The organism is Thorsellia kenyensis, from assembly GCF_042432445.1.
Classification (GTDB): domain Bacteria; phylum Pseudomonadota; class Gammaproteobacteria; order Enterobacterales; family Thorselliaceae; genus Thorsellia; species Thorsellia kenyensis.
The window spans coordinates 39,532-51,532 of sequence record NZ_JBHLXE010000095.1; the positions used below are offsets into that span (position 1 = coordinate 39,532).

Genomic DNA, 12,001 nt, shown 5'->3' on the forward strand with positions numbered 1-12,001 from the left:
TTTTTAATTCAGATTTAATAAGGAGTTTACATGTTTCTTGTATCTAACCGTGAAATGTTATTAAAAGCCCAGCGAGAGGGGTACGCAGTTCCTGCATTTAATATTCATAATTTAGAAACTATCCAAGTGATTACTGAGACTGCTTTTGAAATGCAATCTCCCGTAATTTTAGCAGGCACTACTGCCACTTATAAATACGCGGGTTTAGATTTTCTAGTGGCAATATGTAAAACAGCCGCAAAAAAATATGATTTGCCGATTGCCCTTCATCTTGATCATCATGAAGATCTTATGGATATCGAGCTAAAAGTAAAAGCGGGGATTCGTTCTGTGATGATTGACGGTTCGCATTTGCCTTTTGAAGATAATATTGCACTTGTAAAAAAAGCGGTTCAGATTGCTCATAAATATGGGGCAAGTGTTGAAGCTGAATTAGGTCGTTTGGGTGGTCAGGAAGATGACATTATCGTGGATGAAAAAGATAGTTTTTTCACAAACCCAATAGCTGCAGCAGAATTTTGTGAGAGAACAGGAATTGATTCACTTGCTGTTGCCATAGGTTCGGCTCACGGGATGTATGAAGGTGAACCGAAACTTGATTTTGACAGATTAGCTGAGATCCGAAAAGTAGTAGATATCCCTTTGGTTTTGCATGGTGCCTCTGGTATTCCTGAGCAAATGCTCAGGAAATCAATTGAATTAGGTATTTGTAAGGTTAACGTAGCTACCGAAATGAAGATTGCATTTGCATCGGCTGTAAAAGCTTACTTTCTTGAGAATCCTAAGGCTGATGATCCTCGATATTATATGCCACCAGGGAAAGCAGCGATGAAAGACGTTGTGATGGAAAAAATTAGATTATGTGGCAGTCAAAATAAGCTAAATAACTATTAATAATTTTTAATTAGGTAGAACTTTTACCCTAAATAAACAATATGGTTTTAACAAATCTGCAATGAAAATTATATAGAATCGTTAAAGTTAAAGTTGTAATTTGCGAACAATTTAGCTGAAACATTAATAATAAATATTAAGTTAAATTTTATTCTTAATATTTATAATTTTGCATATTTTATATTTTGGAGAGTTTGAAAATGAAAAATAAACTTAGCTTTGTTACGCTGTCTCTATTAAGTTCCATTGTATTTATACCATCGGTGTTTGCTAAAGATATTACGCTTAGATATTCTATTTGGGATAGAAACCAGCTTCAAGTGGAAGAAACACTGATTAAGAAATTTGAAGAGCAAAATCCAGGCATTAAAATTAGCCTAGATCTGATAACACCCTCTAAAGAATACTGGGTTAAATTAGGAGCAGCGACAGCTGGCGGTGTTGCTCCAGATGTTTTTTGGATTAATATGCCAAGATTTAAACAGTATGCAAATAATGACTTATTAGAACCACTTGACAATTATATTGACAACTCTGGCTTTGATACCGATGCAATAATTAAAAGTTCACTCAATGCCTATAAACATAATGATAACCAGCTCAGTATTCCAAGAGATATTGATTCAATAGCACTTTGGTTTAACAAAAAATTATTTGATGAGGCAGGAGTTTCCTATCCTACTAATGATTGGAATTGGGATGATTTACGTCAAACAGCTGAAAAACTTCATCAAAAATTAGGTGATAAAGCCTATCCTATAGTATTGGAACTGAATAGAGAGGGCCAAGATAGCTATTTAAATCTTCTTTACCAAGCAGGATTAAATATTGTTCCTGCAAATGGGCAACCTACTGATATAGCAAGTGACAAAGCAATATGGGTCTATGAGGAACTTCAAGATATGATGAAAGATGGTTCCTTACCTTCTATTGAGCAAATGAGTGAAATAACGCCCCAAGATGTATTTCAGTCGAATCGTGCAGCTATGGTTTATGCAGGTTCATGGTTTTCAGGCCCTTTTTCAAAAAATGAGCTAATAAAAGACCATATAGGGGTTGTCAAAATGCCTAAAATTGAAAGAGAAGCAACCGTTTCTCATAGTATTGGCCTTGCAATTTCTGCTAATAGTGAAAATAAAGATGCTGCATGGAAATTTGTATCTTTTATGACATCAGAAGCTTCTCAGGCAGAGATAAGCAAAGTAGTCATCCCTGCAAATAAAAATGTGGCTGGTAAATGGACAGAATCGATTGATAATATAGATGTTTCTGCTCATGTGGAGGCTCTTGAGTTTTCTTTACCTTATCCGGTTGCAGGGACTAATAACCCTAAATGGCAGGATTTATGGAAATCAGCTCTGAATAAAATATTTTTAGGTGGAGATGCAAGAAAAGAGATGGATAACGTGATTAATCGAATTGAAAAGCAGATGAGTCAATAAGTTTATTTATTATATAACGCGATGCGCGACTTTTAAAATGCGAGATCTGTGATACTTTAAATGGGGCTACCTTGTTCTTTATTGAACAGGTTGGCCAGTTTGTGTGATAATATTTTCCTGCTCAGCCTATTAGAAAAGCTCAGCATTATTCTTACGAATGTTCTTTCAATATTGAATGTTTCAGCGAGTTGATCAATTTTACTTTCAATAATTCTTCTTTTATTATTCCAAAAATTCCAAATGTTTTTAGGGAGTTTGTCTCATACTTTTCCTAACGGGTGTTTCAATAGCAATCCCATGGTTTGTGCATTGTTCCGCTGTCTCAGCCCCCAAACAGCCCCTATCTCCTAATTTAGATTAGCTTATTCAAATGAGTTTGGAAACAGAGTCTTAAACCATCTTAACTTCTACTTTCGCTTTGGATAATTCTCTTGCTATGCTAGCAGAAGTATCTGTATCAGTAATAAGTAAATCAATTTCTTCTGGTGATATAACTTGATTATAGGCTGTTCTTGAAAATTTGGTTGAATCAGCGACTACAATAACTTTTTTTGTGTTTTTCATCATCACCCGACTGACATTAAAACCTTCATTGAATGTTGTAACGCCATATTTGGGATCAAAACTATCGGCACCAATAAACATTATATCAGCCGTAATATGCTTAATTGATTCTTCAGCTATTTTTCCATGAAAAGAGCTTGTTTTTGCTCTATAAAGTCCACCTGTTAAAATTAAATTTGTGTCTGGCGCTTTAGATAAGGAAACGGCAGCCTGCAAATTATTAGTTATTACTGTAATACCTCCACGTTTAGATAACTCTTCCGCTATCAGATGGGTTGTACTGCCGCAATCTAAAATTATAGTTGAGCCAAATGCTACTAAGCTTGCTGCATATTCGGCAATTCTTAATTTAGCGTCTTTATTAATTGAGTATCTAGAATTAAGGGATTGTTCATTATCTGTGATTGCAACGGTTAAATCTTCAACTGTATTATGCTCAAGTTTGTGTGCTCCTCCAAAAAAACGGACGAGCTTGCCCTGGCTTTCTAATAATTTTAAATCAGATCTTATTGTCACTTCAGATGTGTGGGTTAAACTAGCTAAGTCTTTAACCTCAACACTGTGTTCTTGCATCAATTTTTCAAGAATGAATTTTCTTCTTTGTATGTGATTCATAAATTTCTCTATTCATAAGCACAACCGTAGCTGTAATCGCTTAAGACATCTTGAACCTTTGAAATTATTATTTCTTCAGCTGTATTATTAATGGCGTGTGCCTTAATAAGTTGATATTGATTTGGAAAGAACTGACTTACCAAGCTCAAAGGAATTTCCACATTATTTAAATTCATTAGTAATTTTGATAATGCATTATTAATGATTTCATCAGTCCAGTAATATCTGATTCTATCAGATAAACTAAAGAAAAGCTGTTGATTTATTGTATCAAAATTTCCTTTGTAATATTTATCCCAATATTTTGGATTATTCAATAACTGATTCTTTAAAATTGGGATAAATTGACTTTTTTTGTTTTCAGGAATAATGAAATCTTCAATCATAGCCAAAGAAATGATTGCTTCTCTGTATGCAAATGTCAGACCTGGCCCTACTTTAAGAATTGCAAAGCTGTCGTTCACTAATTGTTTTAGTTTTTCTTTCGTTTGATAATCAGTAGAATGAGCCTCATATACCCATGGCGTACTTTTAATGAATTCAGAAATGGCTTTCGTTTCATTATTATTGTATTCAAATACTTTCGAGTGATCGAATTCTACGCCTGGATGAACTACGACACCAATCACTTTGTCATCAAAATCATCGATTCCCTGATGATTAAATTCTTTTATATGGAGATCTATTGTATTTTTAATGTCCTCTAGTTTTGATACATGAATCGATTGAAGATCATTTGCTTCACCTCCAGGAATTGGAACTTCAGTGCCAATGATATAGCATAACTTATTGGAATTAATTTTTTTATTGGATAACTCGGCTTGTTTGCACATCTGTGCTGCGCGTTGAGCGATAATCTCTGGTGATAAAACAGCGGGTTCCCCATAACATGGCATAGATGCATCGAGGTGTATTTTAGTAAAACCTGCTTCTACATATTGCTTAATCAGCTCAAGAGATTTTTTCATTGCAATTTCAGGGGGATCGTTAACCCAGCAATTAGGGCCAAGATGATCGCCTCCAAATATGATACGATTTTCATCAAAATGCGTTTTCTTAGCAATGTTTTTTACAAAACCAATAAAATCAGTAGGTTTCATGCCAGTGTAACCGCCAAACTGATTGACTTGGTTGGAGGTTGCTTCTATTAAAATCTTATTATCTGTTTTGGATTCAAAGAGAAATGCGGCTTCAATTATTGTTGGGTGTGCTGAACAGATGGAATAAATGCCGCCTTTACCTGTATCCTTGTGTTTTCTTATGGTTTCTTTCATTTTTCTCTTCCTTTTTATTATTTATTAAATTATTTCGTTTAATATACATTTACTTTCGAATTATTTCAAGTTAAATTAGGATGAGACTTTTTATTAAACCGATAGGTTAAAATACGTTGAATTTACTTCGAAAGCGGACACACATACTCAGTGTCTTAATTTCAAAAATACTAGAGGAAGAATAAAAAAACTATCTGAATTACTCGTTTCTATTTTTTTATAATAAATGAAAATCAGCAGGTACTTTAATTCAGAAACTTCATTTCTATTACGAGGATTATATCTGTGGATGTTGAAACGAATAGGGAATTTTTTAGGTATTTATATAAACGGTTAAATCCAATAACCTAAGGCGATATAGATGCCAGTCCCTAACGTGATGCTTAAAAGCGAGTTTCTAAAAAAGTGGTGTAATAGTACAACACTTAAGCAAGAAACAGCCATATTTAAATAGCTTGATGCACCCGTATAATTCAACCCATTAATGCTATAGATAACCAGAATGATCATTATTCCTGGCGGCATCATAAACCCTAGGTAGTCTATAAATGCCACTCTTTTCTTTCTCATTAACCAAAAAGGTATAGCCCTTAATAAAAAGGTGATGCATGCCATGATTGCGATTGCGCTGATGATATAACCATGAGTACTCATTATTTAACTCCTTTTTTATATTCAGCTTGGAATATAAAGCGGTGATGAACACAAAGAAAAATTAAAAATATAGAAATAGCAATACTCAAAAATTGATTTGGGAGGATAAAAAATGCAGCCAATGCAGCAACCAGACCTAGTATTAAAGATAAATTAACTACTTTACGGTAAAAATGTTCTTGTGTTAATACGATAAATAGAGCAGTTAATACAAACTCTATCCCTTTTATTGGGCCTGTCAATACAGCATGTAATGCCAATCCAATCACTGTGCCTAAAATCCAATAAGACTGGTTAATAAACTGTACCGCAAATATATAATTTTCTGGCCTTTTTTTATGGTTTTTACTGGCCAGTAAAGAGTAGGTTTCATCAGTCAATGCAAACATCGCATAAATTCTTTTAAAAGGAGTCTTTACCGAATCAATAGGAAAAGAGAGACCATAAAAAATATGCCGAAAATTAATTATGAGTGTGGCTAACGCAATTTCAGGTAAAGAAGTCATTTCAACCATGATACTTGCTGCAAAAAATTGCAAAGCACCAGCATAAATGACAAAACTCATCAATAAAGCATAATACCAAGGAACACCAGTTTCACTAATTAATAGAGCATAAGCAATGCTAAGGGGTATATACCCCATACCAACGGGTAGGGTGTCAAATAATGCTTGTCTAGTAGAAATGGAGAAGTTTATTTTTTTTTTCATTTTATGACGTTTATTTGGAATTATCTAATTTGCTTAATCGTTTTATTAATATTGAAGTTTGACTTAATACTTTGTGACACTAAAGATCATTTATTCTCATAAAGAACAATGAAAAAAGTTTTCTAAGCTCATCAGAACTCTTTATAATATGCAGGTCACGCAAATTTTTAATGTAGTCATCAAATACTCAAGTAATTGCATCACACTAAAACAATATTTTGCCACTAAACTTTTCTACTTAGTGGGGCGGATATCAAATGAATAGTATGTAAATTAATTGATTCAGTCAATCTGCAAAATATGAAAAAAGGATTCAAAATGAAAGTTAACTCGCTCTTTACAGCATTATTTTTATTGATCAGTTGTAATGCACTTGCTGATTGCTTTGAAAAAGAATATAAGGAGATTCAAATGACTGTGTGTACCATAAACGCCAGTCGAGAAGTCCCGATTATGCTTTTTAAAGATAGCGAAGGAAAGCCATATAAAAATGTCTTTGGGGCGTTGAAAAATAGTAAAGAAAATATTTCATTTTTAATGAATGCAGGGATGTACCATTCTGATCTATCTCCAGTAGGTTTATATATTGAAAAAGGCGTTCTTTTGCAAAAAATTAGCAAGAATGAAGGACCTGGAAATTTTCATCTTATGCCTAATGGTGTCTTTTATATTCATCGTAATGAAGACGAGTCATACTCATATCATATTAAAACAACGATAGATTATATTAAAGAGAATCCTTCGCCCTATTTTGCAACGCAATCAGGACCAATGCTAGTAATTAATGATACAATACACCCTAAATTCATCAAAGGTAGTGACTCCCGTTTTGTCAGAAACGGTGTAGGAGTAAGTGCAACTTCTGAAGTCTATTTTGTTAAGTCGAAAGCACCAATAAATTTTTATGATTTTGCAACTTTTTTTAAAGATGAGCTAAAAACGCCCAATGCCCTCTATTTTGATGGGAAAATCTCCACACTTTATGCACCGCCTTTTAAAACTGAAAGCACTTGGTTTTCGGTCGGGCCCATGGTAGGTGCTGCTATCAAGTAAATTATTCTAATTAATAATTTTGAATGATTCTTTTACAGTTTGTGTTCGCACGAACTTTCACTTTTTTGTATCTTAATTTGATGTAATTTATCAGTAATAATTTGAGGTTATATGTTAGACATACACACACAGGGGAGAGATAGCTATGAATCTCTTATTCATTCACAAGAAGCTATAAATGCGACTCGACTCATATTTTTGATTGCTGGTTTTTCCATGGCGTGCTGGGCACCTTTGGTTCCTATAGTCCAAGAGCAATTAAGAATAGATAAAGACGCCCTGGGGCTTCTTCTGATAGCTCTTGCAACAGGATCACTAAGTATGATGCCTATTTCTGCCATCTTAATTGAAAAAATAGGTGCAAGAAAAACGATTGCATTAGGGATCTTTTTTGTTGTACTGAGCTTGCCTTTATTGGTTTTTTTTAATATCTATTGGTTTGTATTTGCTTTTTTGTTCCTCTTTGGTGCAGGTCTCGCTTTAATAGATATTTCCATGAATACACAAGCAATTTTATTGGAAAAAATGGCTTCAAAACCAATTATGTCTAGCATGCATGCTTTTTGGAGTATTGGTGGAATATTTGGCCCTTTTGTCATCGCAGCGGCTTTATATGTATTAAATTTTTTCGATTGGCAAGTGAATTTATTCTATATAGTGACTTTTATTGCGTTTTGTATAGCGACGAGTTTTTTCCTTATAAGGAAAAAATTATTACCCAAACCAAAGCAAGCGGAAAATAACAGTCTAAAAGATCCGTTGTTAGTTATGCCAAAAGGCATAGTGCTTTTAATTGGTTTATTATGTTTTATTCTGTTTTTAATGGAAGGCTCCTTACTTGATTGGGGTGCTATTTTTATGACTGAGTATACCGAAATCACTGAAGGTTATGCTGGATTAGGTTTCGCTTTTTTTTCTATAGGTATGACTATTGGCAGACTTTTTGGGGATAAAGTCATATTTAAATTTGGTGCATTTAGGATCCTATTTTTTGGGATTATGTTATGTACACTTGGTTTTTTACTCCTAGTTGTTTCTTCTATTACTGTATTTTCATTATTCAGTTTCTTTTTAATTGGTATTGGTGCTGCAAACTCAGTACCCATCTTATTTAGTGCTGCTGGGAATCAACGGACGATGCCACCAAGACTTGCAGTTGCAGCTGTTGCGATGATTGGCTATGGAGGAATGCTTATTGGGCCGGCGGCTGTCGGATTTGTGGCCCAGAGGATGGGTTTGAATATGGTGTTTTTATTTATAGCAGCGTTACTTTTGCTTGTCATGGTGTGTAGCCGATTTATTACAATGAATACACCATGTAATGAAGAGTCCGTGATGTAATTGCAAAATATTTACCGATTTAATGTAATGCAAAAATAGTTAAAGTAACTTGAATATTGTAACCAATTGATTACAATGCAGATGATATTAAATTAATATCCAACTGATTAAAATAATTGACATGAGGTAACTATGATAAGAATTGGTTTGTTTTTGTTGACTAACCTTGCTGTAATGGTTTTATTTGGCATCATACTGTCTATTACTGGGATAAGCTCTAGTAGTACCAGTGGCCTACTAATTATGGCTGTACTCTTTGGTTTTGCAGGATCAATTATCTCTCTGCTACTTTCTAAAACAATAGCCTTAAAAACAATGGGGGCAAGGGTAATATCCAATCCAAGCAATGAAATGGAAAGTTGGCTAGTAAATACAGTCAAATCGCAAGCGCAACAAGTTGGAATTGGTATGCCAACCATTGCGATATATGAGTCATCAGACTTAAATGCGTTTGCTACAGGTGCAAAAAGAGATGATGCTCTGGTTGCCGTAAGTACAGGGCTTCTTAGCGGTATGCACCGTGATGAAGTCGAGGCAGTATTGGCACATGAAGTATCGCATATCGCAAATGGTGATATGGTCACAATGACTTTGTTGCAGGGGGTTGTCAACACCTTTGTTATCTTCATATCTCGAATGATAGCGCAAGTTGTTGCTACAACAGCCTCTGGCTCATCTGAGGATGAAGAAGGTGGGGAAAGTTTTAGTGCAATGACCTATTTTGGCGTATCAATGGTCTTAGAAATAGTTTTTGGCCTTTTAGCGAGCATTATTACTTTATGGTTTTCACGATACCGTGAATTCCACGCTGATGCAGGTGCTGCACGCTTAGTTGGTGCTGAAAAAATGATTGCTGCGCTAGAACGACTTAAGCAAGCACATGAGCCACAAGTTGAAAAATCCATGACGGTTCTTGCTATAAATGCAGCCCCAAGCAGTTTTGGCGAATACTTTATGTCCCATCCTCCTCTTGATAAGAGAATCGAAGCGTTAAGACAAAAAGTATATTAACGCATTTTGCAGTTTTAGCTATTAATCAGCCATTAGCAAAATATTTTTAATTAGGTTAGAATGACATTAATACTAAGGAGTATGTTTTCATATACTCCTTTTTCTTTAGTTAGATATTTATATTTTGTCTTGGACTCAATACCTCTAACTTACTTCTCAAGGCATATATTTTTTGATTATGGATAATAGTAAAAACCAACCTATCAGTAAAACTCGACAAAAAGAGATCACTCAATGGCTTAAACAGCAGCGTTCTGTAGCCAACAAGTGGATTCGACTCAGTGGTGTTTTGGGGTTGGTTATGACACTATTACTCATTGCACAGGCGTGGATGCTTGCCTGGCTATTACAGCAAATCATCATAGAAAAAAAAGAACCCAGTCTATTTATTCTACAATTGATTGGACTGTTTTTGATTTTTTTGATGAGATCTTTATTACTCATTACAAGAGAACAAGTAGGTCAAAAAATTGGGCATACCGTTCGCAAACACGTCCGTCAGCAACTGTTTAGTTTGTTTGAAAAAGAAGGTCCCTCAGCCCTTCAGAAAAAAGCGGCAGGTTCCTGGTCAATAATTGTCATAGAACAAATCGATAATCTTAATGATTACTTCGCAAAGTTCCTCCCCCAAACACAACTTGCCATAAGTGCACCAATCTGTATTCTTATCTCGGTATTCTGGTTTAATTGGGCAGCTGGAGTTATTTTACTTTTTACAGCCCCTTTAATCCCGATTTTTATGGCGTTTGTCGGAATGGGTGCTGCTGAAGCTAATCGAAAAAATTTCCAAGTGCTGGCTCAATTAAGTGGATTTTTTTTGGATAGACTAAAAGGACTTGAGACATTAAGGATTTTCCACCGAAAAGATGTAGAATTAGTAAAAATTGAAACTAATAGTGAAGCATTCAGAGTGCGTACTATGGAAGTACTGCGTATTGCCTTTCTTTCTTCTGGAGTGTTAGAGTTTTTTACTTCTGTTTCGATTGCAGTTATGGCCGTATATTTTGGTTTCAGTTTTTTAGGCGATTTGAATTTTGGCCATTATGGTCTCCCAATGACATTATTTATTGGTTTTTTTTGTTTACTCTTGGCGCCTGAATTTTATCAACCTCTTCGTGATTTAGGTACATTTTATCATGCAAAAGCTCAAGCAATTGGTGCTGCGGATGTGCTATTGACTCTCGATTTAAAACCATCGAATCTAAAATCTATGTTTCATTCCGTTGACAATAAAAAAGATATCAATACGAATAAACTGCCCATACTGCACGTCACAGAGACCCAATCTCAATCATCAAATGGAGTGGAACAAACTAATAGTCTTGACTGTAATAACAAGGAAATTCAGATTAATGATTGGCAATCTATTGAGTTTATTGATTTAGTTGTAAAAACCCCCGATGGCATTTCTTTAACTCAATCGATTAATTTTAAAATACAACGGGGAGATAAAATAGCAATCTTTGGCCAAAGTGGATCGGGTAAAACTTCATTTATTCACTGTTTGATGGGTTTTTTGCCTTTTGAAGGTCACATTTTGGTTGATGGCATTCCCTTATCTCAAGATGTATTAATAAAATTCCGTCAAAATATTCATTGGTTGTCACAAAATCCCGTCTTGCCTGCAAATACGATAAGAGACAACCTTAATCTTGTAGCCTCAGAGCCACAAGATGATGTGCAGATTTGGCACGCCTTAAAATCTGCTAAGGCAGATGAATTTGTCGATAGATTACCTAATAAATTAGATACCCTCATAGGTGACAATGCCACACGGCTATCTATAGGCCAAGCACAGAGAATTGCTTTAGCTAAATTATTTTTAGTTAACCGGACATTTTGGATTTTAGATGAACCTACCGCAAGTTTAGATAAAGAAAATGCAAATGCCATTATGGAGTCGATTTATGGGACTATCGGTTTTTTGCATAATAGACCAATTAAAGATGAATTGACAATAAAACAGCATTCTGATGTGACGTTATTACTCATTAGTCATGATGAACAGCATCTTAGCTTCTTCAGTAAAAAAATTGAATTGATTAAGGATAATGCGAGTTAATAAAAAGGTTAACTCTTAATCACTGCAAGTGAAAGAAGGTAACAGGAATATTATCATGTGCTTTGAAATTAATTAGCTTGGCCTTTAACCTAATTTTGCCATTATAGTCCTTAAATAAATGACATTATTCTATCGATTGTCTATTCTTTATATCAAAAACAGATTCATTTTTTACTCTTACTATTACTCTTACTCTTACTCTTACTCTTACTCTTACCCTTATGATTCTTTTAAATCCTTGAGTGATTATTTGAGTTCCCATATATTCTCATAATTCATTTGATAAATTTAAATTATGTCGGCGTATTAATCCTTCTTTCCGCGTGTGCTGTGAACGTTAACTATTAGGAAGTTAACTTGCTGTATTTGAGATGGTGGTAG

11 protein-coding genes and 1 pseudogene are annotated in these 12,001 nt (G+C 34.6%); 6 read left to right on the top strand and 6 right to left on the bottom strand.

Going from position 1 to position 12,001, the window contains the following annotated elements; translation table 11 throughout:
• Positions 1-30: 30 nt before the first annotated feature.
• Positions 31-894: a tagatose bisphosphate family class II aldolase gene (locus tag ACFFIT_RS09020; protein ID WP_385877324.1), complete on the top strand. Its 864-nt coding sequence runs from the start codon at positions 31-33 to the stop codon at positions 892-894.
• Between the two features lie 200 nt (positions 895-1,094).
• Positions 1,095-2,336: an ABC transporter substrate-binding protein gene (locus ACFFIT_RS09025; RefSeq protein WP_385877325.1), complete on the top strand. Its 1,242-nt coding sequence runs from the start codon at positions 1,095-1,097 to the stop codon at positions 2,334-2,336.
• 56 nt (positions 2,337-2,392) lie between these two features.
• Here the strand turns inward: ACFFIT_RS09025 and ACFFIT_RS13370 are convergent.
• The 5 genes and pseudogenes from ACFFIT_RS13370 to ACFFIT_RS09045 all read right to left on the bottom strand — a co-directional run.
• Positions 2,393-2,687 (bottom strand): annotated as a pseudogene (locus ACFFIT_RS13370) (transposase); the annotation flags it as partial.
• 39 nt (positions 2,688-2,726) lie between these two features.
• On the bottom strand, positions 2,727-3,515 hold the full coding sequence (locus ACFFIT_RS09030) for a DeoR/GlpR family DNA-binding transcription regulator (RefSeq protein ID WP_385877326.1): 789 nt from the start codon (positions 3,513-3,515) through the stop codon (positions 2,727-2,729).
• An 8-nt stretch (positions 3,516-3,523) separates the two neighbouring features.
• Complete coding sequence (locus ACFFIT_RS09035) at positions 3,524-4,789, bottom strand: class II D-tagatose-bisphosphate aldolase, non-catalytic subunit (protein WP_385877327.1); 1,266 nt, start codon at positions 4,787-4,789, stop codon at positions 3,524-3,526.
• Between the two features lie 333 nt (positions 4,790-5,122).
• Positions 5,123-5,443 carry a branched-chain amino acid transport AzlD family protein gene (locus ACFFIT_RS09040; RefSeq protein ID WP_385877328.1) on the bottom strand — a complete coding sequence of 107 codons (321 nt, stop codon included), beginning with the start codon at positions 5,441-5,443 and terminating at the stop codon, positions 5,123-5,125.
• The gene (locus ACFFIT_RS09045; protein ID WP_385877329.1) at positions 5,443-6,153 is read right to left on the bottom strand and encodes an AzlC family ABC transporter permease; all 711 of its coding nucleotides are present in this window, start codon (positions 6,151-6,153) and stop codon (positions 5,443-5,445) included. The genes ACFFIT_RS09040 and ACFFIT_RS09045 overlap by 1 nt, the downstream gene beginning before the upstream one ends.
• A 318-nt stretch (positions 6,154-6,471) precedes the next feature.
• Here ACFFIT_RS09045 and ACFFIT_RS09050 point away from each other — a divergent pair, with 318 nt between their 5' ends.
• The 4 genes from ACFFIT_RS09050 to cydD all read left to right on the top strand — a co-directional run bounded on the left by ACFFIT_RS09050 (position 6,472) and on the right by cydD (position 11,620).
• On the top strand, positions 6,472-7,206 hold the full coding sequence (locus tag ACFFIT_RS09050) for a phosphodiester glycosidase family protein (protein WP_385877330.1): 735 nt from the start codon (positions 6,472-6,474) through the stop codon (positions 7,204-7,206).
• A 111-nt stretch (positions 7,207-7,317) separates the two neighbouring features.
• Positions 7,318-8,547, top strand: coding sequence for an MFS transporter (locus tag ACFFIT_RS09055; RefSeq protein ID WP_385877331.1), 1,230 nt, complete (start codon positions 7,318-7,320; stop codon positions 8,545-8,547).
• A gap of 132 nt (positions 8,548-8,679) precedes the next feature.
• Positions 8,680-9,558, top strand: coding sequence for a protease HtpX (gene htpX / locus ACFFIT_RS09060; protein WP_385877333.1), 879 nt, complete (start codon positions 8,680-8,682; stop codon positions 9,556-9,558).
• A gap of 178 nt (positions 9,559-9,736) precedes the next feature.
• Positions 9,737-11,620, top strand: coding sequence for a heme ABC transporter permease/ATP-binding protein CydD (gene cydD / locus ACFFIT_RS09065; RefSeq protein ID WP_385877334.1), 1,884 nt, complete (start codon positions 9,737-9,739; stop codon positions 11,618-11,620).
• Positions 11,621-11,744: 124 nt separating this feature from the next.
• On the opposite strand, the gene ACFFIT_RS09070 is transcribed toward cydD, so the two are convergent.
• Positions 11,745-11,882 (bottom strand): hypothetical protein, encoded by a 138-nt coding sequence (locus ACFFIT_RS09070; RefSeq protein WP_385877335.1) that lies wholly within the window; start codon positions 11,880-11,882, stop codon positions 11,745-11,747.
• Between the last annotated feature and the right edge of the window lie 119 nt (positions 11,883-12,001).

Bases quoted from the DNA above. Each gene is read 5' to 3' on its own strand.
- ACFFIT_RS09045 (WP_385877329.1), bottom strand. From the start codon at position 6,153: ATGAAAAAAAAAATAAACTTCTCCATTTCTACTAGACAAGCATTATTT.
- ACFFIT_RS09055 (WP_385877331.1), top strand. From the start codon at position 7,318: ATGTTAGACATACACACACAGGGGAGAGATAGCTATGAATCTCTTATT.
- ACFFIT_RS09070 (WP_385877335.1), bottom strand. From the start codon at position 11,882: ATGGGAACTCAAATAATCACTCAAGGATTTAAAAGAATCATAAGGGTA.
- ACFFIT_RS09020 (WP_385877324.1), top strand. From the start codon at position 31: ATGTTTCTTGTATCTAACCGTGAAATGTTATTAAAAGCCCAGCGAGAG.
- cydD (WP_385877334.1), top strand. From the start codon at position 9,737: ATGGATAATAGTAAAAACCAACCTATCAGTAAAACTCGACAAAAAGAG.
- ACFFIT_RS09035 (WP_385877327.1), bottom strand. From the start codon at position 4,789: ATGAAAGAAACCATAAGAAAACACAAGGATACAGGTAAAGGCGGCATT.
- ACFFIT_RS09040 (WP_385877328.1), bottom strand. From the start codon at position 5,443: ATGAGTACTCATGGTTATATCATCAGCGCAATCGCAATCATGGCATGC.
- ACFFIT_RS09050 (WP_385877330.1), top strand. From the start codon at position 6,472: ATGAAAGTTAACTCGCTCTTTACAGCATTATTTTTATTGATCAGTTGT.
- ACFFIT_RS09025 (WP_385877325.1), top strand. From the start codon at position 1,095: ATGAAAAATAAACTTAGCTTTGTTACGCTGTCTCTATTAAGTTCCATT.
- htpX (WP_385877333.1), top strand. From the start codon at position 8,680: ATGATAAGAATTGGTTTGTTTTTGTTGACTAACCTTGCTGTAATGGTT.
- ACFFIT_RS09030 (WP_385877326.1), bottom strand. From the start codon at position 3,515: ATGAATCACATACAAAGAAGAAAATTCATTCTTGAAAAATTGATGCAA.